20 protein-coding genes, 16 tRNA genes and 1 rRNA gene are annotated in these 24,940 nt (G+C 41.2%); 3 read left to right on the top strand and 34 right to left on the bottom strand.

Annotated elements, in window-relative coordinates:
* Nucleotides 1-296 (top strand): ISAs1 family transposase (locus tag ACYQ21_RS09115; RefSeq protein WP_460057775.1); only part of this gene is annotated, 296 nt, incomplete at its 5' end.
* Here ACYQ21_RS09115 and ACYQ21_RS09110 read toward each other — a convergent pair.
* The gene (locus tag ACYQ21_RS09110) at nt 229-1,359 is read right to left on the bottom strand and encodes a hypothetical protein (protein ID WP_460057773.1); all 1,131 of its coding nucleotides are present in this window, start codon (nt 1,357-1,359) and stop codon (nt 229-231) included. The genes ACYQ21_RS09115 and ACYQ21_RS09110 overlap by 68 nt on opposite strands.
* 131 nt (nt 1,360-1,490) lie before the next feature.
* Between ACYQ21_RS09110 and ACYQ21_RS09105 the strand changes: the two genes are divergently transcribed.
* On the top strand, nt 1,491-2,318 hold the full coding sequence (locus ACYQ21_RS09105) for an exodeoxyribonuclease III (RefSeq protein ID WP_460057779.1): 828 nt from the start codon (nt 1,491-1,493) through the stop codon (nt 2,316-2,318).
* Nucleotides 2,319-2,467: 149 nt separating this feature from the next.
* Here the strand turns inward: ACYQ21_RS09105 and ACYQ21_RS09100 are convergent, their stop codons facing one another.
* The 5 genes from ACYQ21_RS09100 to uvrB form a co-directional block, all read right to left on the bottom strand.
* Nucleotides 2,468-2,824: an arsenate reductase family protein gene (locus tag ACYQ21_RS09100; protein ID WP_460057771.1), complete on the bottom strand. Its 357-nt coding sequence runs from the start codon at nt 2,822-2,824 to the stop codon at nt 2,468-2,470.
* Nucleotides 2,821-4,002, bottom strand: coding sequence for a 3-phosphoglycerate dehydrogenase family protein (locus tag ACYQ21_RS09095; RefSeq protein WP_460057768.1), 1,182 nt, complete (start codon nt 4,000-4,002; stop codon nt 2,821-2,823). The genes ACYQ21_RS09100 and ACYQ21_RS09095 overlap by 4 nt, the downstream gene beginning before the upstream one ends.
* 75 nt (nt 4,003-4,077) lie before the next feature.
* A complete protein-coding gene (gene serC / locus ACYQ21_RS09090; protein ID WP_460057766.1) occupies nt 4,078-5,175 on the bottom strand; it encodes a 3-phosphoserine/phosphohydroxythreonine transaminase in 1,098 nt (365 codons plus the stop codon).
* 170 nt (nt 5,176-5,345) lie between these two features.
* Nucleotides 5,346-6,170, bottom strand: coding sequence for a transporter substrate-binding domain-containing protein (locus ACYQ21_RS09085; RefSeq protein WP_460057764.1), 825 nt, complete (start codon nt 6,168-6,170; stop codon nt 5,346-5,348).
* Nucleotides 6,171-6,297: 127 nt separating this feature from the next.
* Entirely contained in the window at nt 6,298-8,286 is a 1,989-nt protein-coding gene (gene uvrB / locus ACYQ21_RS09080; protein WP_460057762.1) for an excinuclease ABC subunit UvrB, read from the bottom strand.
* A 71-nt stretch (nt 8,287-8,357) separates the two neighbouring features.
* Here uvrB and def point away from each other — a divergent pair, with 71 nt between their 5' ends.
* The gene (def, locus tag ACYQ21_RS09075) at nt 8,358-8,978 is read left to right on the top strand and encodes a peptide deformylase (RefSeq protein WP_460057759.1); all 621 of its coding nucleotides are present in this window, start codon (nt 8,358-8,360) and stop codon (nt 8,976-8,978) included.
* 63 nt (nt 8,979-9,041) lie between these two features.
* Here def and ACYQ21_RS09070 read toward each other — a convergent pair whose 3' ends face one another.
* From ACYQ21_RS09070 to rrf, 28 genes are all read right to left on the bottom strand, one after another.
* A complete protein-coding gene (locus ACYQ21_RS09070; RefSeq protein ID WP_460057757.1) occupies nt 9,042-9,302 on the bottom strand; it encodes a SemiSWEET family transporter in 261 nt (86 codons plus the stop codon).
* A gap of 2 nt (nt 9,303-9,304) precedes the next feature.
* Nucleotides 9,305-10,099 carry a PTS system mannose/fructose/sorbose family transporter subunit IID gene (locus tag ACYQ21_RS09065; protein ID WP_460057755.1) on the bottom strand — a complete coding sequence of 265 codons (795 nt, stop codon included), beginning with the start codon at nt 10,097-10,099 and terminating at the stop codon, nt 9,305-9,307.
* On the bottom strand, nt 10,083-10,877 hold the full coding sequence (locus ACYQ21_RS09060; protein WP_460057753.1) for a PTS mannose/fructose/sorbose/N-acetylgalactosamine transporter subunit IIC: 795 nt from the start codon (nt 10,875-10,877) through the stop codon (nt 10,083-10,085). The genes ACYQ21_RS09065 and ACYQ21_RS09060 overlap by 17 nt, the downstream gene beginning before the upstream one ends.
* Nucleotides 10,878-10,886: 9 nt before the next feature.
* Nucleotides 10,887-11,825, bottom strand: coding sequence for a PTS sugar transporter subunit IIB (locus tag ACYQ21_RS09055; protein ID WP_460057751.1), 939 nt, complete (start codon nt 11,823-11,825; stop codon nt 10,887-10,889).
* A gap of 9 nt (nt 11,826-11,834) precedes the next feature.
* The gene (locus ACYQ21_RS09050; RefSeq protein ID WP_460057749.1) at nt 11,835-13,136 is read right to left on the bottom strand and encodes an alpha-L-fucosidase; all 1,302 of its coding nucleotides are present in this window, start codon (nt 13,134-13,136) and stop codon (nt 11,835-11,837) included.
* A gap of 175 nt (nt 13,137-13,311) precedes the next feature.
* On the bottom strand, nt 13,312-14,091 hold the full coding sequence (locus ACYQ21_RS09045) for a DeoR/GlpR family DNA-binding transcription regulator (protein ID WP_460057747.1): 780 nt from the start codon (nt 14,089-14,091) through the stop codon (nt 13,312-13,314).
* 150 nt (nt 14,092-14,241) lie between these two features.
* Nucleotides 14,242-16,527 (bottom strand): ATP-dependent Clp protease ATP-binding subunit, encoded by a 2,286-nt coding sequence (locus ACYQ21_RS09040; RefSeq protein ID WP_460057745.1) that lies wholly within the window; start codon nt 16,525-16,527, stop codon nt 14,242-14,244.
* Nucleotides 16,528-16,837: 310 nt separating this feature from the next.
* Entirely contained in the window at nt 16,838-18,175 is a 1,338-nt protein-coding gene (locus ACYQ21_RS09035) for a hypothetical protein (RefSeq protein ID WP_460057743.1), read from the bottom strand.
* Between the two features lie 5 nt (nt 18,176-18,180).
* Nucleotides 18,181-19,269, bottom strand: a complete 1,089-nt coding sequence (locus ACYQ21_RS09030) for a hypothetical protein (RefSeq protein WP_460057741.1) — start codon at nt 19,267-19,269, stop codon at nt 18,181-18,183.
* Between the two features lie 367 nt (nt 19,270-19,636).
* A complete protein-coding gene (gene rpoD / locus ACYQ21_RS09025; protein WP_460057777.1) occupies nt 19,637-20,773 on the bottom strand; it encodes an RNA polymerase sigma factor RpoD in 1,137 nt (378 codons plus the stop codon).
* Entirely contained in the window at nt 20,770-22,635 is a 1,866-nt protein-coding gene (gene dnaG / locus ACYQ21_RS09020) for a DNA primase (RefSeq protein WP_460057738.1), read from the bottom strand. The genes rpoD and dnaG overlap by 4 nt, the downstream gene beginning before the upstream one ends.
* A 96-nt stretch (nt 22,636-22,731) precedes the next feature.
* A tRNA-Ser gene (locus tag ACYQ21_RS09015) sits at nt 22,732-22,819 on the bottom strand.
* A gap of 66 nt (nt 22,820-22,885) precedes the next feature.
* Nucleotides 22,886-22,959, bottom strand: a tRNA-Ile gene (locus tag ACYQ21_RS09010).
* A 198-nt stretch (nt 22,960-23,157) separates the two neighbouring features.
* Nucleotides 23,158-23,228, bottom strand: a tRNA-Gly gene (locus ACYQ21_RS09005).
* A gap of 24 nt (nt 23,229-23,252) precedes the next feature.
* Nucleotides 23,253-23,325 (bottom strand) — tRNA-Phe (locus ACYQ21_RS09000).
* 61 nt (nt 23,326-23,386) lie between these two features.
* Nucleotides 23,387-23,476, bottom strand: a tRNA-Ser gene (locus ACYQ21_RS08995).
* A gap of 8 nt (nt 23,477-23,484) precedes the next feature.
* Nucleotides 23,485-23,558, bottom strand: a tRNA-Ile gene (locus ACYQ21_RS08990).
* Between the two features lie 16 nt (nt 23,559-23,574).
* A tRNA-Met gene (locus ACYQ21_RS08985) sits at nt 23,575-23,648 on the bottom strand.
* A 29-nt stretch (nt 23,649-23,677) separates the two neighbouring features.
* A tRNA-Pro gene (locus tag ACYQ21_RS08980) sits at nt 23,678-23,751 on the bottom strand.
* A gap of 182 nt (nt 23,752-23,933) precedes the next feature.
* Nucleotides 23,934-24,007: transfer RNA gene (locus tag ACYQ21_RS08975), tRNA-Arg, on the bottom strand.
* 33 nt (nt 24,008-24,040) lie between these two features.
* A tRNA-Leu gene (locus tag ACYQ21_RS08970) sits at nt 24,041-24,126 on the bottom strand.
* A 14-nt stretch (nt 24,127-24,140) separates the two neighbouring features.
* Nucleotides 24,141-24,212: transfer RNA gene (locus tag ACYQ21_RS08965), tRNA-Gly, on the bottom strand.
* A gap of 18 nt (nt 24,213-24,230) precedes the next feature.
* Nucleotides 24,231-24,303, bottom strand: a tRNA-Thr gene (locus ACYQ21_RS08960).
* A 4-nt stretch (nt 24,304-24,307) separates the two neighbouring features.
* Nucleotides 24,308-24,389: transfer RNA gene (locus ACYQ21_RS08955), tRNA-Leu, on the bottom strand.
* A gap of 4 nt (nt 24,390-24,393) precedes the next feature.
* Nucleotides 24,394-24,466: transfer RNA gene (locus tag ACYQ21_RS08950), tRNA-Lys, on the bottom strand.
* A 54-nt stretch (nt 24,467-24,520) separates the two neighbouring features.
* Nucleotides 24,521-24,593 (bottom strand) — tRNA-Asp (locus ACYQ21_RS08945).
* A gap of 3 nt (nt 24,594-24,596) precedes the next feature.
* A tRNA-Val gene (locus ACYQ21_RS08940) sits at nt 24,597-24,669 on the bottom strand.
* A 149-nt stretch (nt 24,670-24,818) separates the two neighbouring features.
* Nucleotides 24,819-24,934, bottom strand: a 5S ribosomal RNA gene (gene rrf, locus ACYQ21_RS08935).
* Nucleotides 24,935-24,940: the final 6 nt, after the last annotated feature.

Raw genomic sequence — 24,940 nt, 5'->3', positions numbered from 1 at the left:
AAATGAGTTATTATATCTCAAGTCTTGAGGCGACACCTGAAAAATTATTAATGATTGTCCGTGAGCACTGGAAAATTGAGAGTTTACATTGGGTGCTGGATGTTGTATTTTCTGAGGATGAGTGTCAGGTCATCTCAGAGAATGCGCAAAAAGTTTTGAATGTGTTTAGAAAATTCGCCATTTTGGTCCATCGTACTTATTTGAAACAAGTAAATAAAAGGGTTAGTGTCAAGCAGAATCTATTGCAATGCTTGGTGAATGAGAAGATATTGACTGACGTAATAAAAAATTTATGAAACGACCGTGAAAAACAGTTGACAGAAGATAAGCATTGAGAGCAGGGTCAATTTTATAGCCCTCTAATACACTTCCCTCAACACCTTCCATATTTGTGCCCAGACTTTTCACACGATAAATTTGCTGATCTATTTTTGCTAACCTAATCGATTGCGTTGCCACTTTGTCTTGACTGAAAACATTTATTGCCCATTGCTCAAAGCCACTGGCAAAGTCACCTTTCTTCTTTTGCGCTTCAATATCAGTATAGTCTTGCGGAACTGCTACTGTTATTAAGTTTTCCTCGGATTGGGACAAGTCTGCAAGCGTTTTAAAAACTTCTAGATTTAATTTCAATGCTTTGTCGATAGTCTGATAGTCATTATGATTACCAAATACTAACGCATCACAGATAACATTTTCTTTATCATAATTTTCTAAGTTTCGATAATAAGCTTGTATTTTCGGAAGTTCTTGAGCCAAAACGTAAGGAGAGCGTATTTCCACCGTCAAACTATCTGCAACGCCATAAAATAGAAATTGACTTTTCGTTTTAAGCGGTAAAATCATTTGCATATTGTTCTCACGCTCTGACACACCATTTACTAATTTATAACTAAAACTGTCATCACTCACTGTAATATTTGCAATCACATCACCGCGAGAAAAGCCATCCTGATTAAAATTAAAAGGTTCATCATCAGCAGAAATAACAGCATATTTTACACCGTCTAATACGAAAGTGTGATAGTTGTTTTGATTCCAATAAACAATTTTTTTCGATTTTAATGTAACTTTTTCTTTCATCTCCGCTCGATTTTTTTGCCAATTCAGGCTGATAATCCCCAAAGGAATCAACTCGAATAACAATGACAGAATCAAAACGATTAATGGCAGAATCAAAACGATTAATGGCAGAATCAAAACGATTAATGGCAGAATCAACCACCTTTTTTTAGGATTTTTACCTTTGGCTTTTCTTACTCGCCAAATCAACAATAAAATTGTACTTAAAACGATTAAAAATAAAGCAACAAAAAAGCCTATGAACAACCAAAATAGAATCACTGTTACAACAAACATTAGCCCTCCTTGATGTCATTAAGTATAAAATTATGAGATATTATTTTCATTCATTATAACATAAAATCAATCCAAAAAAGCGACAGAAGCAGTCAATCGCTTAGATTTCTGGTATAATAAAACCTATGAAAATGAAATTTATCTCTTGGAATATTGATTCCCTCAACGCTGCTTTAACCAGCGATTCGCCACGCGCCCAACTCTCACAAGCTGTGCTGACCACGCTTGCGAGTTTAGATGCCGATGTCATCGCCTTACAAGAAACCAAACTTTCTGGCAAAGGCCCAACCAAAAAACACTTGGAAATCCTAGCAGAGCGTTTTCCTGATTATGTCATCGCTTGGCGCTCATCCGTCGAACCAGCCCGTAAAGGCTATGCTGGGACAATGTTTCTCTACAAACAAAACTTGTCTGTTACCATTGAAACGCCAGAAATCGGTGCGCCTTCGACCATGGATAGTGAAGGTCGCATTATTACGCTTGATTTTGATAATTTCTACCTGACCCAAGTCTATACGCCCAATGCTGGTGACGGCTTGAAACGCTTGGCAGAACGCCAAATTTGGGACGAAAAATACCGCGACTATCTGATAGAATTGGACGCGAAAAAACCTGTCATCGCAACAGGTGATTACAATGTTGCCCACTTCGAAATCGATTTGGCACATCCTAATAATAATCGCAATTCTCCAGGCTTTACAGATGAAGAACGCCAAGGCTTTACCAACTTACTCGCAGCAGGCTTTACCGATACCTTCCGCCATGTGCATGGTCAAGTACCAAATGTCTATTCTTGGTGGGCGCAGCGCTCTAAAACCAGTAAAATCAACAACGCTGGCTGGCGGATTGACTACTGGCTAACGTCAACAAGCATCGCTGATAAAGTCACCAAATCTGAAATGATTGACTCAGGTGCTCGACAAGATCACACACCAATCTTACTTGAAATTGATTTATAAGCCAACAAAAATGAGACTGGGACAAAAGTTTCAAAATACGAAAACCGCACGAAATGCGTTTCTGGAAACGTTGATTTCATGCGGTTTTTCAGTTTCAAAATTTGTCAAAAATAAGGAATTCCTGACTTTTGTCCCAACCTCATTTTTGTTTAGACTAGTAAAGTTTCATAGTCAGTCCGATAACCGATTTGTAAAATCTTACCATCTTCATCGAGCAAGATTGGACGTTTGATTAACATCCCATCAGAGGCTAATAAGTCTGCCGCATCTTCAAGTGAAAGATCTGCAATCTTATCTTTCAAGCCAAGCTCACGGTAGCTGATGCCAGACGTATTGAAAAATTTCTTTTTATCAACCCCTGATGTTTCAAGCCATGACAAGATGAGTTCAGCCTTGGGTGGGGTCGTTTTCAAGTCAATTTCTTGAACCGACACACCGAGTGCGTCTAATTCTTTATGCGCTCTTTGACAAGTCGAACATTTAGGGTACCAGTAAAATGTTTTCATGATTTTTTGATAATCCTAACTCTCACGATATTGTCTGAGCTATCAAACTCAGCAGCAAGTGCCCTTACTTTCGCTTCATCTGACTCATCCAAATCAAGCAAAGTATAGGCATGGTCGCCTTTAGAGCGGTTAATGATATTTGAGATATTAATCCCCGCTTCCGACACACATGTCGAAATACGTGCGACGATATTGGGCACATTTTTATTGATTAAGGTAATACGGAATGGTGTTGTCAAAGCTTGCTTCACGTTCGGGAAATTAACAGAGTTAATGATTTCACCTGTCGCCATGAAACGGCGAATCGTTTGCCCTGCCATAATCGCACAATTGAGCTCAGCTTCTTCAGTCGAGCCACCCACGTGTGGGAGAACAGTGATTTTTTCCTTATTAAGCAAATCTTCTGTTCCGAAATCTGTGATATAACGCTTGACAACGCCTGTTTCAATGGCATCAAACAAGGCGTCATTGTCAACCAGCTCGCCCCGCGCAAAGTTGATAATCGTCACGTCTTTGCCCATAACATCAAAGGCTTCACGGTTGAAAGTTGCTTTGGTTTCTTCTGTTAAGGGCACGTGAATCGTGATATAATCACAATTTCTGAAAATATCCTTGATATCATTCACACGACGGACGTGACTTGAAATGTTCCAAGCTGTCTCAATCGACACATATGGATCATAGCCGTAAACGTGCATACCTAGACGATACGCATCATTTGCGATACGGGCACCAATTGCGCCAAGACCGATGACACCAAAGTTTTTGCCTGTAATTTCAGAGCCTGCAAATTGTTTCTTACCTGCTTCGACTTGCTTGGGTACATCATCACCAGTTAAAGTATTAACCCACTCATTAGCTGCAATATAATCACGCGCACTCAAAAGTGTTGAGGCAATCACGGCTTCTTTCACGGCATTGGCATTAGCACCTGGCGTGTTGAACACCACAATTCCTTTGTCAGTCGCTTCTTCAATCGGAATATTATTCGTTCCAGCTCCCGCACGAGCGATAGCTTTTAGATTTTCTGGAAATTCAGTGCCATGTAAGTTCTCAGAGCGAATGATATAAGCATCTGGATTTTCTTTGTGATCGCCGTCGATTTGGAAGGCATTGCCAAGCTCACGAAGACCGATTTTATTGATATTATTATAAGTTTTTACTGAAAATGTTGTCATCTTCTTGCTTTCTATTTTTACTGAATCATGCGCCATATTTATATGACGCAATCAAACGCCAAACGGTAAACAAACTCAAGCTGAATTTCTAGCTTCAAATGCCTTCATAAAGGCGACCAATTCTTGCACCCCTTCAAGTGGAAAGGCGTTATAGATCGACGCACGCATGCCCCCAACTGAGCGATGACCTTTGATATTTTTGAAGTCATGTTCAAGTGCTTCTTTATTAAATAGCTTGTCCAAGTCGTCCGTCGGGGTCACAAATGGGATATTACAGATGCTACGATCAGCTTTATTCGCAACAGGATTTGAGTAAAACTCAGACTGATCGATAAAGTCATAAAGTAAGTTAGCTTTTTCGATATTTTTAGCCTGCATGGTATCAACCCCACCAAGGCTTGCCACATAGTCAAAAACGAGGCGTGCCATATAGATACCGTAAGTCGGTGGTGTATTGTAGAGTGAGCCGTTATCCGCTTGGATACGGTAGTCCAACATTGAAGAAAGAACCGGCTCATCGTTGAGCAAGTCTTCACGAATGATAACAATCGTCACGCCAGCAGGCCCGATGTTTTTTTGAGCGCCAGCATAGATCAAGCCAAAGTCAGCAACATTGTAACGAACCGCCAAAATATTAGAACTCATATCTGCCACGATTGGCACACCATTCGTCTCTGGCAAGTCATAAATCGTCGTGCCTTCAATCGTATTATTGGTCGTCAAATGCACGTAAGCAGCCTCTGGATCAATCGCTGCCGCATCAAAAGTCGGAATATGGTTATAAACTGTTGCCTCTGAAGACGCTAAGAGTTCTGGTTGGAAATCAATCGTCTTCGATAACTTAACAGCCTCTGTATAAGCTTTTTTGCCCCATGAGCCCGCAACAACATAGTAGGCTTTTTTCTTTTTCTGAGCCAGATTCAGTGGGAGCATAGAGAATTGTAATGATGCACCGCCCTGTAAGAAAAGGACTTTGTAATTATCTGGAATCGCCATCAAGTCACGCAAGCGCAACTCAGCAGCTTTGATGATTTCATCAAACTCGGAGGAGCGATGGGACAGTTCCATCACACTCATACCACTTCCGCGGTAATCAAGCATTTCTTTTTGAGCCTGTTCAAGCACAGGTTTTGGCAAGACTGCTGGTCCTGCTGAAAAATTGTAAACTGTCATTTGGTAGAAACCTCCGATTTATTTTACAGATGAGTTCATGATTAAACTCATCGTAATATTTAGAATTAACTAAATATTGATACTATTATATCATATTGTGAAACTTTGTACACAAAAATCCCTTATTTCACTGAAATTTCTAGGGATTGTTCGTGTTTTACTTGATTGCGTTATTTCGCTGCCGCTTGAGATAATTCAAAATTAGTTTTGACAAATGCTTCAATTTTACCATCAGCTTTAAGTTGTGTAATCACTTTGTCAATTTCTTTTTTCAGATTACCAGAATCCTTAGGCATGGCAATGGCATAACTATCTGATTTTGAGGAGTCAAAGTCAATGCTTGACACAATCGTCAAATCCGAGTTTGCTGCGGCATAAGCTTTAGCGATTGGCTCTTCAAAGACAACACCTGAAACTGTGCCGTTTTTTAGCTCATTAATCATCTGACCGTTCTTCGTCAAACTCACCAGATTAGCCCCTTTGACTTGCTCTTTCACGATATTTTCTTGAACCGTTCCTTTTTGTGCGGCCACTTTCTTATCGTCAAATGCTGACAGGTTTTGATAAGCATCTGCTTGTGACTTTTGAACGATCATCACATTTTTCGCTGTATAATAGGACGTTGAGAAGTCATATGCTTTTTGGCGTTCTGGTGTTGCTGAAATCCCTGAAATGGCTATGTCAGCCTTACCAGATTCGACTGATGCAAGCACGTTATTAAAGTCCATCGCTTGGAACTTGACTTTTACCCCCAAAGCCTTACCTATTTCATTAGCTAAGTCAACATCAGAACCCACAATTGTATTTTTGCCATCTTTAATCACTTGAAATTCAAAAGGCGCAAACTCAGGATTCAAGGCGACGGTCAAAGTCCCTTTATCTTTGATTTGATTGACATAGTGATTGGGCTCAGCCTTTTTATCTGAACCACAAGCCGTCAAAGCGAGTACAGCCGTTGCCGCAGCAACACCTAAAATCATTTTTTTCATCTTCATAAGTTATCTCTTTTCTGTATATTTATTACCTAACAGTATAATTATACGCTTTTAAAAAAAGATGTCAAGCTTTTCTACTTCAAAAAAATTTTGACATCTTTTTCTATATTTAAATCGCCTGTTACTGCTAGTCCATCGCCTTAATTTCCAATATCGTATCCCGAATTTGCGCTGCAAGTTCATAATCTAAGTTGCCAGCTGCTTCATTCATCTGCTCGGTCAGCGTTTTAACTGCTGCCTTGCGTTCTTTCCGATTCATGGTTTCATAGTCCACTTCGACTTCTTGACCATCATCGGTTACCTTGGTCAAGCCGATTTTATCGCGAATTTCCTTGATAATCGTCGTTGGCGTGATGCCATGCTCAAGATTATAAGCCATTTGCGTTTCACGACGGCGAGCGGTCTCATCAATCGCCTTGCGCATGGACTCCGTCATCTTATCAGCATACATAATCACGCGCCCTTCCGAGTTCCGCGCCGCACGCCCAATCGTCTGAATCAAGCCACGTTCATTGCGCAAAAAACCTTCCTTATCGGCGTCCAGAATTGCTACCAAGGATACCTCAGGCACATCAATCCCCTCACGCAAGAGATTAATCCCGACTAGCACATCAAACACACCTAGCCGCAAATCACGCAGAATCTCCGTCCGCTCCAGCGTCTTAATATCCGAGTGCATGTATTTGACCTTGACACCCATTTCCTTGAGATAATCGCTTAAATCCTCAGCCATTTTCTTGGTCATGGTCGTGACAAATGTCCGTTCGTTGCGCTCAGCGCGCAGATTAATCTCGCCTAGGAGATCATCAATCTGCCCCATGATGGGGCGAACCTCTACGATCGGGTCAAGTAGACCAGTCGGCCGAATGATCTGTTCAACAATCGTATCCGTCTGCTCCAGTTCATAGTCACCAGGTGTCGCAGAAACATAGACAATCTGATGAACATGACTTTCAAACTCTTCTCGTCTGAGTGGTCGGTTATCGAGCGCACTTGGTAAACGAAAACCATAATTAACCAGCATCTCTTTACGTGACCGGTCACCATTATACATCCCCTTGATTTGCCCCATGGTCATGTGACTTTCGTCAATCATGATTAAAAAATCATCTGGGAAGAAATCTAGCAGCGTATAAGGCGGCTCGCCCTCACTTCGACCGTCCATATGACGCGAATAATTTTCGACACCGTTGGTATAGCCCATCTCACGCAACATTTCGATGTCATAGTTAGTCCGCTGCTCCAAACGCTGCGCTTCTAACAACTTACCTTCCTCGTTAAAGTGTTTGAGTTGACCTGCCAGTTCAGTTTCAATTTTAGCAATTGATTCTTCCATATGGTCGTCATTGGTCACAAAGTGGGTTGCGGGGAAAATCGCCAAATGTTCGACTTCGCCCAAGACATGACCAGTCAAGGCTTCAATCTCACGAATTCGCTCGATTTCATCGCCGAAAAACTCCACACGAAAGGCATTCTCATCACGAGAGGCGGGGAAAATCTCGACGACATCGCCACGCACGCGGAATTTGCCACGCTGGAAGTCAATGTCATTGCGCTCAAACTGGATATCTACCAAGCTATTGAGCAAGTGGTCTCGTGAAATTTCAAGCCCCGGTCGCAAGCTAACCACATTATCAGCGTATTCCTTGGGATTCCCCAAACCATAAATACAGCTGACCGATGCGACGACGATGACATCATTGCGCTCTAAAAGCGAGCTCGTCGCACTATGGCGGAGCTTGTCAATTTCGTCATTGACCGAGCTGTCTTTTTCGATGTAGGTATCAGAACTCGGCACATAAGCCTCGGGCTGATAATAATCGTAGTAAGACACGAAATACTCGACCGCATTATTAGGAAAAAACTCCTTAAATTCGCCGTAGAGCTGACCGGCAAGCGTTTTGTTGTGGGCGATAACAAGCGTTGGCTTGTTTTCACGCGCAATCACCTGACTCATGGTATAAGTCTTACCAGTCCCCGTCGCTCCCAGCAAGATTTGCGCCTTCTCACCATTTTCAATGCCTTCACACAGCGCTTCAATCGCTGTTGGCTGATCACCAGATGGCTCATACTTTGAAATTAACTCAAATTTTCTTGACGTATCTTTTTCTATCATAGGTCAATTTTACCATTTTTGACCCCTGTTTTGTGGTATAATGAATGTGAATTCATTAAAAAGAGGTTATCATGTCAATACAAGAAAATTTAATCAAAGCCAGTCATTTAATCGACATGGACGATATCGTCCGTGAAGACAATCCGACGCTTCGCGCGGTAGGTGCAGACGTTGCCCTACCACTCTCTGACGAAGATATTATCCTAGGTGAAAAGATGTTGGAGTTTTTACGGAACTCACAAGACCCCGTCATGTCTGAAAAAATGGGCCTACGTGGTGGCGTTGGTCTTGCTGCACCACAACTCGATGTCTCTAAAAAAATCATCGCTTGCCTCGTTCCCAAAGAATTTGAAAGCAAAGAAGCTGCTGAAAAAGCCAACGAAGCTTACAGTCTAGCAACAATCATGTACAATGCTAAAATCGTGGCACATTCCGTTCAAGATGCGGCCCTTGCTGATGGCGAAGGCTGTCTCTCTGTTGATCGTGACGTCCCTGGCTACGTTATCCGTCACGCGCGTGTCACAGTCGACTATATTGATAAAAATGGCGATAAACAACGCCTCAAACTCAGAGGCTACGATGCCATGGTCGTTCAACACGAGATTGACCACACCAATGGCATCATGTTCTACGATCGCATCAATGAAGCTGATCCTTTTGCGATAAAAGATGGTCTGTTGATTATTGACTAAAGACAAAAACGTTCTGACAGATTTGACTGTTAGAACGTTTTTTTGATTGTCTAGTTATTGATATCAAAAGGAAGTCAATACCGTTATCACCCCTAGAAAAACACCGGGTAAATTGGCGATAAAAACTGGATAGTCTCGCTCTTTCTTTGAAAAAGCATAAATTGCCCAACAGGTACAATTAACACTTGCAACAAGTGGCTGGACAAAATTACCTTTGACACCAGTTAAATTAGATTGAATTTGCGCCAAATAACTCACATACATCAAAACAGACAATACCGTTGCAATTCTGCCAAGTAAGATGACTTTTTTCTCAGATAGCAAGGTTACATCACTCCTGCTATTTTGAGTAAAATGCCCAAGATAATAACACTGACAATTGCTCTTGTTGAATTGAACCATTTTTTACCAAGTAGATAATAAATCACAGCAACTAAAAGTACTGGTATCATCATAGGCATAATCTGATCAAGTGTCTCTTGAATATTTAATTTGACTTTACCTGATTTAAAGACCATCGTAATCGGTGCCCTTACGACACTTGGTACCATGGCTCCAATGACCGTTACACCAAGTAATGTAGCAGAGTTAGTCAACGCATTCAACTGACCACTCATATTACCGACCAATTTAACCCCTTGCTTGTAGCCAATCGTGACAGAGTAATAACGGAAGATAACAATCGCAATGTTGACTAATAACCAGATGATAACGCCTATCGCATTGCCATCTAATGCTAAGTAAGAAGCAACTGAACCAAAGATGGTCGGAAATAGTACACCAAAGATTGTATCTCCAACACCAGCCAAACTCCCCATTAGACCTGTTTTTAAACTTGCCACTGTTTCTTTTGATTGATATTTTTCTGCTTCTTGTGTGGCAATGTCCATTCCTAAGATAAGACCGCCCATATGAGGCGTTGTATTAAAGAACTGACTTTCAGTCTCCATCATTTGTTGGTATTCGGATTGGTTACCACCGTAAAACTTTTTCAAAACTGGTAGCATGGCATAAAGATAACCGCCACCCATCATGCGCTCATAGTTCCACGATATTTGACTACCGACTATCCAGTCTCGGCTAACTTTATTTAAGTCTTTTTGATTAATTTTCGTATTCATCTGCACTAATCCCTTCATTTACGACGACTTGTTGTGTTATTGCTGACTGTTCTGTCAGCTTTTTGAATTGTAACATGGCGAGTGCGAAGCCAACAATAGCAACACCAAACATTGGGATATGCAAGTAAGCAACTGCAACAAAACCAAATAGCAAGTAAGAAATAAATTGCTTAACAGGTAAATAGCGAAGCAAAATCGCAATCCCGACAGCAGGCAACATGCCGCCTGCAACTTGAAGACCTCCTGTCACCCAAGTTGGAATAACATCAGATACAAATTTAACAATGCTTTCACCAAAACTTAAAACTAAGAAGATAGGTAAGCCCCGTGATAATCCCCAGCTAACAATACCGAGACGGTGAAATAATTTAATTTTATTTTCGTTGACCTGTTCAACAGCCGCATCTATCCGCTTTTGGAAAAAGACATTACAAAAACGTGCAAGGATGTCTAATTGAATCATCAGTAGACCAACTGGTACCGCTAAACCAATTCCAAATTCAACGCCCTTACCACTCATCACCGCAAATGCCGTTCCGACAATACTCGCGGTCATATAGTCTGGTACACTTGCGCCACCATAGGCTTGAATCCCTAATCCCATCAGCTGTAATGTTGCCCCAACAGCTAAACCTGTCGTCAAGTCACCCATAATCAAACCAGTAATGGTACCCATCATCAGCGCTTGATTGGCTAGAATACAAATTCCTAAGTTTTCAACAATCGCATAAAAGCCTAAGAGCGATAACAGTATAATTTGCCACATTTCGATTTGCATATTACTTACCTACTTTCCATAAAAACTTGAGAATGGTTTTGCCTCTTCCATTGGCACCATTTGTGCTGTAATCAATATACCTTGCTTTTCTAATTCGCCTAGATGAGCAACCTCTTCTTTTGATAGAAAAACAGATTTTGTAACAGGTAGTTCCCCTGCTTGTTGACTAGAATTACCCAGATTAAACGAAGTAAGCGGTAGCCCTGCCTCTAATAATCTAAAAATAGTCGATATTTTTTTGACAATGATAAAGACTTTTTGTCCTTGATATACTTTGTCTTTCAAACGTTTTATAGCTGTATCTGTTTTTAAAATACTGAGTTTAATCCCACCGGGGACAGCCGTTTTTAGAGATGCCTTCGCCAAGTCATCTTTGACGACCTCATCATCAATAATCATGACTCGTGAGGCACCTGTTGCCCCTAACCACAAAGTCGCTACTTGTCCATGAATCAGTCGCTCATCCAAACGAACATGGCTTATTCCTAATGTTTTCACGCTACTTTTCTCCTTAATGACTTGTTTGCCTTCTTTTACTGCAACTTCTTTAATCTCCCAAGGACTTTTGATATTATTTTGCCCTTCAGAGATTAAATGTTGGACAACAGTATCTAGATTCTCTTCTCCCAACATCTGTTCGGTCATCGCTTGAATCAACATCGGTAAATTCATGCCCGCAACAATTGCCATACGTTCAGGAGCTTGTTCGACGATTTGATTAGCACAGTTAAATGGTGTGCCACCATAGAGATCAGCTAGAAATAGAATGGGTTTTGCTTTATTCTCTAGTGCAAGTTGTTGTATTTTTCCAGTTAATTTTTGGGGTGAATCGGTCTGTTCAAACGTGACTGTCGAAATGCCTTCTGATTGCCCAAAAATCATTTCTCCAGATTCTAGCATGCCCTTAGCCAAGTCGCCATGGCTGACTAATATCAATGAAAAACTCATACTTGTCTCCTAATCTATTTTTAACGTTAATTCAATGACTGGAATCAATTCATTGGGTGCTTGAATTGGTAAATTAAGCATTAACATGGTTGGATCTAATGATTCTTTGACATGCACCTCAGTGATTTCTTTGTAAAGATTATCCGTTGCTTCACGCTCGCCGCCAAGATTTTTGGTATCAGCAAAACGAATTTCACTCCCATCATTTAGTAGTCGCGCGAAGCTGACTTTTCCACCTAATTCAGGCAATAAAAGGGTTCGATAGGGCCAAGAGAATAGATGCAGGTACAGCTTGTTACCATTTTGCGTATAGCGACAGTCAACTGGTGCTTGAAATTGACTGTGGCCGGCTCCGTAGATGCTTTCGCCATGTTTATATAACCACTTACCAACTTCAGCTAAAATATCATCACTTGTTTCATTCCAAAGTCCCCTCGCATTGGGGTCGACATTCATCGTGAAATTTCCACCTTTTGATACGGTGTCAACCAACTGTTTGGCAACGAGCTCGCTTGATTTGAAATTTAAATTATCGCGATCATAGCCCCAGCTATTATTCAGAGTTTGCACAGTTTCCCAAATGTCTTCCTCTGACTCACTAGCTTTGCTTCTCGAAAACTGTTCTGGTGTTTGAACACCACGTGATAAATCTAAGCGGTCATTAATCAAAATATTGGGCTGTAATCCTTTAGCCAGTTGCTCGAGTGCTTCACTCCCCCAATCTTTTGCACCTTTACCTATGTGATGCGCCCATTTTCTTGTCGGATAGGAGAAGTCAAACCATAAATAATCAATTTCACCATAGTTAGTTAATAACTCTTGAATCTGATTTTGCATGAACTGACGATAGTTAGCCATGTTGCCGGAGTGCTTTTCTTGATAGTCTAGGTTATTTCGCATCGGATGATAACCATCTACTAGAAAATCTGGATGATGCCAATCAAGTAAAGAATAATAAATACCAATTTTAATGCCTTCTGCACGAAAGGCTGTTATCAACTCCGCCAATAAATCTTTTTGATACTGTGTCCGAGTTACTTTGTAATCTGTTTCATTTGTATCCCAGAGACAGAAACCATCATGGTGTTTGGCTGTGATAATCACATACTTGAAACCATCTGCTTTAGTTTTTCTAGCCCATTCTTTTGGATCAAGTAAATTTGGATTGAAGTGTTCAAAATATTTCTGATAATCTGCTATACTCATTTCTTCTAAAGTTTGTACCCATTCATGCCTAGCGGCAACTGAATATAAACCAAAGTGAATAAATAGACCGTATCTTGATTCTGAAAACCATTTTTGTTGAGACATTCTTAACCTCTTTCTTAGTTTCTGTCGACAACTATATGATAGCGTTTTCAAAACTTTTTTTCAATAGATGAAGAGTTTGTTGAAATTTCTTCAACAGCCCCTTCACAGTCAGTCTGACAACTTTTGTTTTTCTATAAGCAAAAAAAGCTAGACTAGGCTAACTTTTTATAACTTTTTAATAGAGTAATTCAACACCTACATCTTGGAGACGTGTCAGCTGTTCCTCTGAGATTGTGTCTGTAATCACACTTTCAAATGGTGATAGACTTGAAAGTTTGTAAGGTTCTAATTTATCAAATTTGGTAGAATCAACCATTAAAATACTAGCTTTTGACTTTTCTAAAATGCGACGTTTTAACATCATTTGTTCAAAATTAGCTTCATAGGCGCCATTTTCATCTAGTCCTGTTGTTGATAATAATGCCAAATCAATATTAATCGCATCTAAGAAATCATTCCCATAATTTCCCACCGTACTTGCAGCATCGTAAATGACTTCTCCGCCAAGAAAGAAAACTTTACTGTCATTCGTCTTAATCTGAATTAGGTCATAGGCCGTTTTCAAGCCATTAGTCACAATAACTAAATTTGACACTGTCGCTAAATATGGCATAATTTTGCTAACGGTACCACTTGAATCTAAGAAAAGGCTCATTCCTGAACCGATGAAAGTACTAGCAATTTCTGCAATATGTTCTTTCATTTTAGCATTGATATGATAGCGATAGTCAACACTGATTTCGTGATTTTGCGCCACTTCTAGCACAGCACCTCCACGAATACGTCTGATATGCCCCTCTTTTTCAAGGTCAATCAATTCTCTTCTTAATGTTGCCTGTGAGCAAAAAAGTAACTCACTCATTTTTTCATTCGTCAGCTTTTTATGTTCTTGCAACAGTTTCAAAAGTGTTCTTTTTCGGGTGCTTTCAGACTTATGCGCAGCTTGCTCTGTCATAACTGACTCCTATGGTTTTATTTAATTATAATAAAAGTATAACATCAAATATCTTGTAAATCTAGATTGAAACTATTTTAGTTTCAGTTGATCCAAATTTTTCTCTTTTTAGCCACCAAAAAAGAGCTAACCCAGCTCTTTTTCATCTTTTTAAGCATCAACATCGCCTGCATCTGCTGCAGTTTCTACATTTTCTACATCCGATGCTACATCATCAGACTGATTGACAATGACGATTTGATCATCAATAACATCTGCTGCAAGCATTTTATGTTCGGGATATTCGATATAAAAATCAGCGATGGCATCTTCAATATGATCTTGGATGGTACGACGCAGTGGACGCGCACCCATTTTGGGATCATAGCCGATGTCAACTAATTTTTCCTTGACTGCTTGTGTAACATCCAAATGAATCTCATTTCGAGCAATTTGACCATTAACATCCGCCAACATCAAATCAACAATTTTCAGGAGATTGGCTTTGCTCAAGGCTTTGAATTCAATGATACCGTCGAAACGATTCATAAACTCGGGGCTGAAGAAATCACCGAGTTGACCTAAGACAGAGTTTGTCGTCCCTTCACGTGCTGCGCCAAAGCCAACATTAGCTTCAGATTTACCAGTCCCAGCATTTGAGGTCATGATGATAATTGTATCCTTAAAGCTAATCGTGCGACCTTGTGCGTCTGTCAGACGACCATCATCCAAGATTTGCAAGAACATATGCATGACATCGGGATGCGCTTTTTCGATTTCGTCTAACAAAATCAGCGAGTAAGGATTACGACGAACTTTTTCAGTCAATTGACCTGCTTCTTCATAACCAACATAGCCAGGAGGCGCACCAATCAATTTAGCCACGCTATGTTTTTCCATGTATTCACTCATGTCAAAACGAATCATGCTGTCTTGACTACCAAAAAGCTCTAGTGCTAATTGTTTAGCAAGTTCTGTTTTACCAACACCAGTTGGACCAACAAACATAAAGCTACCGATTGGTCGATTAGCTTTACCAAGCCCCACACGGTTACGACGGACTGCCTTAGAAATCTTATCAATGGCATCATCTTGACCGATGACGTGCGCTTTCAAGTCATCTGCTAGATTGATTAACTGTGTTTGTTCTTTTTCTTTCAAGTCACCGACAGGAATATGCGTTTTCTCTTCAATGATTGCTTCAATATCCTTTTCAGTAATGACTGGTGTTTCTTCATCAGTCATTTCTTGCTTGGACAATTCTCGTAATTTAGCGATTTTATCACGGAAATGTGCAGCTTTTTCAAAGTCTTCAGATCGTAATGCTTCATTTTTTGCATCTTCAGAAGACTGAATCCGTTTGGCAATTTCCTGAGGGTCAACGAATTTCAAGGTCAGATTTTTCTTAGAGCCGGACTCATCTAACAAGTCAATAGCCTTGTCAGGCAAGAAACGTTCTTGGATATAACGATTAGATAAGATGGCTGCCTGTTCAATCGCTTCATCGGTATATGTCACATGATGATAGTCTTCATAGCGTTTTTGAATGCCACGTAAAATGGTAATCGTTTCATCGACAGAAGGTTCATCAACCTTAACTGGTTGCATCCGACGTTCAAGTGCCGCATCTTTTTCAATAATCCGATATTCATTCAAGGTCGTTGCACCGACTAGTTGTAAGTCACCACGTGCCAATGCAGGCTTCAAAATGTTACCTGCATCCATATTGCCATCACCAGCAGAACCAGCCCCCACGATTTCATGGATTTCATCAATGAAAAGAATCACATCATTGCGATCTGAGATTTCTTTCATCAATTTTTGCATCCGTTCTTCAAATTGACCACGGATGCCTGTTCCTTGAACAAGGCTCACAACATCAAGACGAATAACTTCTTTATTTTGTAGTTTTTGAGGGACATCGCCATCGACGATTTTTTGGGCTAAACCTTCAACAACAGCTGTTTTACCAACACCGGGTTCGCCAATTAAGACAGGGTTATTTTTAGTTCGACGATTGAGTATTTCAATCACGCGTGTAATTTCCTGATCTCGCCCAATGACTGGGTCGATCTCGCCTTTACGTGCGCTTTCAGTCACGTTGAACCCGAAGTCCTCTAGCATGCCTTTAGGTTGCGCATTACCACCGCGGGCACGAGGCGGTTGACCACCATTGCCACCACGACCAGACTGCGTTGGCGGTGTGGCACTATCTGGGCGACCATTAGGTCGGTTTAGGCTGTCTCCTAATGTACCAAAAAGATCATCAAAGGGATTGTAGTTAGAATCTGACTGGTTGGTCACGCCTTGACTGCTACCATCGAAAAGATTGGTCGGCCCGCCGGCTTTCATGATTTGATAACAATTTTGACAGAGATCATTTTGTTTTTTGACACCATTTACATTTGTGTAGAGGTGAATCGTTGCTTCATTTAATTGACAATTTTGACAGAGCATAGACGGTAACTCCTTTACAGGTTGCAAGTATTTCCCAATGTTTTAAAAGTATAAAGAAGACTTCAAAATATTGAGAAAATCCTTGATTTTTTTATTTATTAAAAGGTAAATGGTCGTTTGACCAAATTTGACCTTTAATCATATTATATGCTTATTGTAATCTATTTTCAAGAAAAATGCTCATTTAAAATCATTTTTAGATGCAAAAAAAGCTGAGACAAAAAGCCTCTAAAAAATAGCGTTTCAAGCGCAATGTCAGCTCGAAACACTATTATTTTACTTTTCAGCAGCTAGTCTGCCTAAGCATTGTTTATTTTTCTACTTTATTTCTTTTTTCTAAAACGAAGATAACACCTATAAAAGCAACAAGACCAATGCTGATGCCGATGGCGAGTTTTTCCTCTAGCTCTCCCGTAAATGGCAGTTTGGGTTGATTACCTGAGGTTGTTGGTAATGGTGTCGTACTTGGGGGCGTCGTTGTATTTGGAGGTGCTGTGGTACTCGGTGGCGTAGTCGTACTTGGGGGTGTAGTGGTACTCGGTGGCGTAGTGGTACTCGGTGGTGTTGTGGTACTCGGTGGCGTAGTCGTACTTGGGGGTGGTGTTGTACTCGGTGGGGTCGTGCTTGGGGGAGGTGGTGGGCCTTCTGAGTCTTCTAGGACAAGTGCGGGTACTGCAACATATGTCGTTCCAGGTCCAGCATCTCTCGTCAATTTTTGTATTGGATATTCATAGGTCGTCGAGAGAGTTTCAGCGGAGCGTAACCACATCTTATACTGTTTACCGTATGGATTATATTCTTCCAATATTTCCTGTTGTAAAAGATTAAATAAAATCAAAGGTACGCCATTACTCCCCGTACTAGGAGTGGCAGAATACTTAGGTTCCATCTCAAAAGTGTTCATATCCGCAAAATTTAAAGCAAAGGCTTGTTTAGTACCTGTGCCAATTTTAATCGGGAAACGATTCTCAGTTTGTTGGAGATTACCGTAACTAAGATTGTTTACCTCTGGTCCTTTGCCTAATCCAAGAATCCCACGCTCATAGGCAAGGTTAAAATTATCTAGCACTTTAGACAGCTCATCGGAAAATCTATGTTCTTTTGGTATCAGGTCTTTATCTAAAAATTCCTTAAACGTTGGGTCTTGTACCGTCACTTTCGACACATAGTCTTCCCAATAGGTATCTTTGATATCGCTCTCATAATAGTTATCAATGACTGTTTTTAGTTGACTTTCTTGATAGCCTCTTGACTTGTCTTCGTTTTGCCAAAATTGTCCGTTTTGAGAACCTGTAATTTTCGCATTAAAATTATTTAACTCCCCTAAAGACCTCTCTCTAATGATAAGAGCATGTCCTTGGTCATCTACATAAAGAATACGCCAAAAACTATCCGCAAACTCAACGGAATCCCCTCGCGTTCCTGAGATACCATCCGCAAGAAAGTCGACATCATTTTTATCCCCCGCTTCATAAACTGTTAAGTCTGTATTGAAGACATTAGGTGTGACTTTTTTGAAAAAATCATTTTGAATTCTGATTTCATCAAACTGACGAATCTGTTGGCGACCAAAAACATCCTCTTTCATGCGTACAGGAAAAGCACCCATTAAACGATTATCGCCCGTTGTGTAGGTTGATTTATCCATATTGCTCAACAAGATACCACTTTCAGACAGGGGGTGGTAGATTCTAAGTAAGCCGAAATCGTTTTATCTGATTCTGAAAAATCATCAATGATAATTTCAGACAGTTCTGTACCCATTGTAAATTTGGCATAGGTTGGCGTACTATCTACACCCGGCGGCGTTGTGCTAAATTTACAGCCACTTAATTTAACATAGAAAGTCTCGGTTGGGTCGATATAGCGATGGTCTTTGGTCTTGTTCCAGATAAAGTAATCTAGCTTAGCTGTTCGGTCGCCTGTCTGAGTCAGTTCAAATTTACTAACACCGTAAGGGTCTTTTAATTCCTCTGCTTGAGTTTGCAGATCAGACAAGTCTTGTTCTAACTCAGCTTCTGTCTTACCTAGTTCTTGTAAGAGACGTTGATAATTCCAACTTGTCTTCCCATAACTTGATTCATAATTCAAAGGTAACATTTCAAACTCTGAGCGATGGGCTAGGAGTGAGATTTTAGCCGCCAATTCACGGACTTCTTGCGCTCTAGTACCAACTATGGGACCATCCAATTCATTGAGTTTATGGATTAAATAGGAGAATTGACTAGCTTGCGTGACAGTCACTTTTTCTTTGGTGAAAATATCTCGAAAATTCGACGTATAGACACCATTGCTATTCATACTTTCTGTCCAAGTGCCTTTCGAACTCCTTCTTTTCCACATCTCAATCTCATCGCCATCTTTTACTTTTAAGGTAGTACCAGTGCCTTCTAAGTTAAAGTATTGATCAACTTTGCCATTTACCCCACTGTTTCTAAAGACATTAAACGCATTGGTTGAGTAGTAAGATCCAGTAATCGGTGGTAATGGATACCGAACAGAACTATTAACAGATTCCACCGAACCCAATCCATCCGAACTATCCTTTGAACTAGCAAAACCGTTATACAAAGCAGAAAATGAATCCTTATTTTTCCAATAACGATATAAACCACTCCCTGTCGGGCTGAGGACGACCTCTGCAAATGACTGGACTGGCTGGACGACGGCACTCAAAACCAAACAGCTGAATAGCCCGACATCCGTTAAGACCTTTTTCGCTTTTTTAACCCGTTTAACCATCTTGAACTCCTTCTTCTTTTCCTAAAATTTATTTTGGTAGACAAAAAACTGAACGTGTTTCAAGGTTAGCCAAAAAGGCTGACCATTCAAACACGTTCAGTTTATGTATCATTTATAAAGTAACTTAGGTTATATGTTAATAGATAAGAAGAGGTCGCTCTGCTCTGCTCTACTCTGCTAAGAAATGATACATGGCGGCGCCTCCCTCTGTCAAGATTTTTATCGAATGTTATACTAGATTATTAACATTTATATATTAGTATTATACCACTATTCTCATATATTGCAAATCAAATGCTAAAACACAGGTTATTCACTAGATGCTTTTAAGTAAAAAAAGAACGCCATTTGACATTCTCTAACAGACTTACATAAAATCTCGTAATTGTTTACTACGTCTTGGATGACGTAATTTTTTCAAAGCTTTGGCTTCAATTTGACGAATCCGTTCGCGTGTGACTTTGAACTGCTTGCCAACATCTTCAAGGGTGTGCATCCGGCCATCATCTAAACCAAAACGCATTCTAAGAACATTTTCTTCACGGTCAGTCAAGGTATCCATAACCTCATCAAGCTGCTCACGCAACATCACACGGTTGGTATAATCAACTGGACTTTCAATCGCATCGTCCTCGATGAAGTCCCCCAAATGTGAATCATCTTCTTCACCAATCGGTGTTTCAAGCGATACAGGTTCCTGAGCAATCTTCAATATTTCTCGCACGCGTTCCGGCTTGATATCCATTTCTGCCCCAATTTCCTCAGGAGATGGGTCGCGACCCAAATCTTGTAAGAGTTGGCGTTGAATCCGGATTAATTTATTAATCGTTTCAACCATGTGGACTGGAATCCGAATCGTCCGTGCCTGGTCGGCAATGGCACGCGTGATGGCTTGACGAATCCACCACGTGGCATAAGTTGAGAACTTGAAACCTTTGGTGTGGTCGAATTTATCGACGGCTTTCATCAGCCCCATGTTCCCTTCTTGAATCAAATCAAGAAATTGCATACCACGGCCAGAATAACGTTTGGCGATAGAGACCACGAGACGAAGATTGGCTTCGGCAAGCATTTGCTTAGCCATTTCGCCTTCTTCACCACCCGCAACAATTGCTTCAGCTAAACGTGTTTCTTCGTCAAATGTCAACAGTGGGAAGCGACCGATTTCTTTTAAGTACATCCGAACCGGATCATCGATACGGACATTGGTCACAATTTCTTCGACTTCTTCTTCCGCTTCCTTTTCATCGATTTTAGTTGACTCAAGTGTCATCACCGATGGTTCACCTTTTTTATCAACGATTGAAATACCGGCATCCTGAATTTTTGTCAGTAAGGCTTCAATCCCTTCAGCATCTAACTCAAATTCTGTGATGAGTTCAACTGTAATATCATCATCGACAGCTTGACCTAATTTCTTGTGGTCACGAACAAATTCCGCAACCGCAACATCAAATGCTGAACCGATTTTTTTATTATTTTTTTTTGTTTCTACCAATTTTATACCCCATCTTGTTGTTTCTGAGCATCAAGTTGACGCGTTAAATGCACAATTTGAAAGGTTAGTTGTGTCTTCAACACTTCATTTCCAGTTTGCTCAGCTTGTAAAAGTTGCTCTTGTAGGACTTGTATCTGAGACAGCTTATCCCCTATTACAAAATTTTTCAATAAATCGTCAACTTCTTGATTCGATACCTCATCTGGGACATTGACGGTTGATAAAATCTTGGAAAATGTTTCCGAGTCTTCTCCAGTCAACTGTCCCCTCAAACTAGCTTCATCTGCCTCTCCCAAGCGTGCCATCATCTCAAACAGTTGCTGATACCGCCGATGCACAAATTTAAAATTAGGCGTTGACACGACACGTGCCATAACACTGGGATGATAAATCATCCGATGCAGTAATTGTAACTCAGATAACTCAATCTGCGACAACTTCTTAGCACCCATTACAGGAATAGGCGTTACAGGTGTTCGGGCGACAGATGAATAACCATCATCCTCAGGTGGCGGAGGTGCCATGCCATCATCAAACATAAACGGTTCGTCATAAGTTGGCTGTGAGGCCACCACATTTTCCCGTCTTTCATTCACAGCAGACTCTACTTGATTATACTCGAAATCCGGTAAAATCTCAACTAATCGCTTTATATACGCATCTTGCGCAGTCAAAGAGTCAATCGCCGCAATTTTAGGCGCCATTAAGGCAATGAACTCTAATTGTGCCAGCAAATTAGTCAAATTCGCTGGTCGTAAATGATCCATCAAAAACTCCACTGGTGCCATCCGACCAGTGGTCATCAAAGTGCCAAGCGCACCTGGATAAGCTTTATTGTACTCGTCAGGGTCTAGACCATCAGGAATCCGAACAACTTCAACATCATCCGAAGACAGCAAATTTAAAGCCTTGTAAATGGCATTCTGCCCAGCCTTATCCCCATCATAAACGAGAATAAATTTCTTAGCAAGCGACCGAAGTTTGCGGATATGTCCCTCCGTCAATGCCGTTCCCATACTTGCCACAGCGTTGCTAACGCCATTTTCATAAGCCGCAATAACATCCATAAAGCCTTCCATCAAATAAACTTCATGCGTTTTTTTGATGCTTTTAGCCGCTCGGTCAAGGTTGTACAGCGCTTCAGATTTGTTGAAAATTGGTGTGGTCGTTGAGTTTTTATACTTAGCTAATGTTTTATTGTCAAGATCTTCTGGCCGCCAGATACGCCCAGAGAAAGCGATGACCTGCCCATGCGCATTATTAAGCGGAAACATAATTCGACCACGGAAACTGTCAAAAATGCGCTTCTCAGCAAATGTTATCAAACCAGAATTTGTTAAAACAGATTCTTCAAACTTTTGCTTGACACTCTGGTATAGGAAATCATTGTCTGACAAACTCAACCCAATGTTGAATTTCTCAATGATGTCATCAGAAATCCCTCTATTTGCCAGATACTCTCGAGCCTTGGCGCCCTCTTCGGTCGCGGTTAGGACAGTGTGATAAATACGTGCTGCTTGATTGTGCAAATCACAAATAGCTTGATTTGGATTATCTTGTACTGGTTTTGTGTCTATTTCCAGAGGAATACCAGCTATATCAGCAACTTCTTTAACTGCCTCACGAAATGGAATATCCTTGTAATCCTCAAGAAATTTAAAGACATCTCCCGATTTGCCACAGCCAAAACAATGGTAAAATTGCTTTTGCGCATTGACATTAAAACTTGGTGTTTTTTCCCCGTGAAATGGACATAGACCTAGGTAGTTCGTGCCAGCTTTAGACAAGTGCACATGTTGCGAAATCACATCTACAATATTGACACTAGATCTGATTTCTTCTATCTTAACTTTGTCAAGAAGCGACATGCTACCTCCAATCTCGTCTTAATCAGACGCAATTAACTATTGGGAAACGCCATTACATAGGCAAAAAAACGTCTATTCAACAATAGACGTATGTGACGGAGAAGACAGGATTCGAACCTGCGCACCGGTTTCCCAGTCTAACGATTTAGCAAACCGTCCTCTTGAGCCTCTTGAGTACTTCCCCAACTTCTTTATTATATCATTTATCAAATCATTTTGAAAGCCATAATCTTTCGAATAAGCTAACAAATGGGCACAAGTGGACTCGAACCACCGACCTCACGCTTATCAGGCGTGCGCTCTAACCAGCTGAGCTATGCGCCCTAAGTTTACACAAAACATAAAAATGATTCATATACTCAGGTTGTTAGAGGTCTGATACCGCTGCTAAGAGGCACCTTCAGCAAAATCATCTACTAGATAATTTTGGCTACGATTTCGCAAGCTCAACACTCTAACCAGCTGAGCTATGCGCCCTAATCAGTATAGATTAGGAACCATTCCAGATAATAAAAAATGGTAAGCGGGTGACGAGAATCGAACTCGCGTAGTTAGCTTGGAAGGCTAAGGTTCTACCATTAAACTACACCCGCAAAGTCTTATAAAAAGACACACTATGGCGCGAGACGGAATCGAACCGCCGACACATGGAGCTTCAATCCATTGCTCTACCAACTGAGCTACCGAGCCTAGGGAGAATTAGAATATCACAATTCAAAATATCGACTTAAACATCAACAAATGAAATGAAAGGAGGATGTGGGATTCGAACCCACGCACGCTTTTACACGCCTGACGGTTTTCAAGACCGTTCCCTTCAGCCGAACTTGGGTAATCCTCCATAAAAAGTGGACCTTGTTGGGTTCGAACCAACGACCGCTCGGTTATGAGCCGAGAGCTCTAACCAGCTGAGCTAAAGGTCCAACTGAAAAAATAAAATAGCGGCGAAGGGGATCGAACCCCCGACCTCCCGGGTATGAACCGGACGCTCTAGCCAGCTGAGCTACACCGCCTAAGTGTAAACATGATGTTTAGCCATCAATCGGGAAGACAGGATTCGAACCTGCGACACCTTGGTCCCAAACCAAGTACTCTACCAAGCTGAGCTACTTCCCGAACTTCTGATATATTGGAATTTGTCTCCCAATATATCTTTTTACCTATCCTGTGATATGCTCAATAGTTTGTCTTAACACCGTTAAGCTCACTACGATCGGATTGCTGACGCAATCACAAACTATTTCACTTCAAAGTTTCTTCGCTTACAAAAACAAGCTTTTGACACTTCGAAACTTTGATGCACCCTGCAGGATTCGAACCTGCAACCGCCTGATTCGTAGTCAGGTACTCTATCCAGTTGAGCCAAGGGTGCTCATAGTTTTAATTTCATCGCCTATCTAAGCGATGCCGAGGACCGGAATCGAACCGGTACGAAGGTTACCCTTCGCAGGATTTTAAGTCCTGTGCGTCTGCCAGTTCCGCCACCCCGGCTTACCTCTAGCTGAAGCGAAAGACGGGGTTCGAACCCGCGACCCCCACCTTGGCAAGGTGATGTTCTACCACTGAACTACTTTCGCATACTTCTATTCTATTAATGCCGGCTACATGATTTGAACACGCGACCCTCTGATTACAAATCAGATGCTCTACCAACTGAGCTAAGCCGGCTAAATGCGGATGAAGGGACTTGAACCCCCACGCCGTTAAGCGCTAGATCCTAAATCTAGTGCGTCTGCCAATTCCGCCACATCCGCTTGATGACCCGTGCTGGGCTCGAACCAGCGACCCATTGATTAAAAGTCAATTGCTCTACCAACTGAGCTAACGAGTCAATTACTTGGTACCCACAATCACTTGTGGTTTTTAAAACACAGATATGCTTTAACGGTCTCGACGGGACTTGAACCCGCGATCTTCGCCGTGACAGGGCGACGTGATAACCACTACACTACGAGACCTAATGGGAGTTGAGGGGTTCGAACCCCCGACCCTCTGCTTGTAAGGCAGATGCTCTCCCAGCTGAGCTAAACTCCCATGTAGGAGTTCAACTCAACTGCCCTGTTTCTACGGTTGCCATGCAATCCTCGAAACAAGTGCTTGCGCATTAGCTGAGCTAAACTCCCTATATAAAGTGTAAAGACACCCTATAACTGGTAAAAGCGGCTTCTCAGTCGCTTTAATTCGCTTGGCACCGACCATATCTCACAGGGGGCAACCCCCAACTACTTCCGGCGTAATGAGACTTAACTGCTGTGTTCGACATGGGAACAGGTGTATCTCTCATGCAATAAGCACCAAACTGGTT

It is taken from the genome of Pseudolactococcus yaeyamensis (genome assembly GCF_054658615.1).
Note: the sequence above shows the minus strand (reverse complement) of the source record. Positions and strands in the feature narration are given on the sequence as shown.

Coding starts and splice junctions, on each gene's coding strand:
- ACYQ21_RS09110 (WP_460057773.1), bottom strand. CDS start 1,359: ATGTTTGTTGTAACAGTGATTCTATTTTGGTTGTTCATAGGCTTTTTT.
- ACYQ21_RS09105 (WP_460057779.1), top strand. CDS start 1,491: ATGAAATTTATCTCTTGGAATATTGATTCCCTCAACGCTGCTTTAACC.
- ACYQ21_RS09100 (WP_460057771.1), bottom strand. CDS start 2,824: ATGAAAACATTTTACTGGTACCCTAAATGTTCGACTTGTCAAAGAGCG.
- ACYQ21_RS09095 (WP_460057768.1), bottom strand. CDS start 4,002: ATGACAACATTTTCAGTAAAAACTTATAATAATATCAATAAAATCGGT.
- serC (WP_460057766.1), bottom strand. CDS start 5,175: ATGACAGTTTACAATTTTTCAGCAGGACCAGCAGTCTTGCCAAAACCT.
- ACYQ21_RS09085 (WP_460057764.1), bottom strand. CDS start 6,170: ATGAAGATGAAAAAAATGATTTTAGGTGTTGCTGCGGCAACGGCTGTA.
- uvrB (WP_460057762.1), bottom strand. CDS start 8,286: ATGATAGAAAAAGATACGTCAAGAAAATTTGAGTTAATTTCAAAGTAT.
- def (WP_460057759.1), top strand. CDS start 8,358: ATGTCAATACAAGAAAATTTAATCAAAGCCAGTCATTTAATCGACATG.
- ACYQ21_RS09065 (WP_460057755.1), bottom strand. CDS start 10,099: ATGAATACGAAAATTAATCAAAAAGACTTAAATAAAGTTAGCCGAGAC.
- ACYQ21_RS09060 (WP_460057753.1), bottom strand. CDS start 10,877: ATGCAAATCGAAATGTGGCAAATTATACTGTTATCGCTCTTAGGCTTT.
- ACYQ21_RS09055 (WP_460057751.1), bottom strand. CDS start 11,825: ATGAGTTTTTCATTGATATTAGTCAGCCATGGCGACTTGGCTAAGGGC.
- ACYQ21_RS09050 (WP_460057749.1), bottom strand. CDS start 13,136: ATGTCTCAACAAAAATGGTTTTCAGAATCAAGATACGGTCTATTTATT.
- ACYQ21_RS09045 (WP_460057747.1), bottom strand. CDS start 14,091: ATGACAGAGCAAGCTGCGCATAAGTCTGAAAGCACCCGAAAAAGAACA.
- ACYQ21_RS09040 (WP_460057745.1), bottom strand. CDS start 16,527: ATGCTCTGTCAAAATTGTCAATTAAATGAAGCAACGATTCACCTCTAC.
- ACYQ21_RS09035 (WP_460057743.1), bottom strand. CDS start 18,175: ATGGATAAATCAACCTACACAACGGGCGATAATCGTTTAATGGGTGCT.
- ACYQ21_RS09030 (WP_460057741.1), bottom strand. CDS start 19,269: ATGGTTAAACGGGTTAAAAAAGCGAAAAAGGTCTTAACGGATGTCGGG.
- dnaG (WP_460057738.1), bottom strand. CDS start 22,635: ATGTCGCTTCTTGACAAAGTTAAGATAGAAGAAATCAGATCTAGTGTC.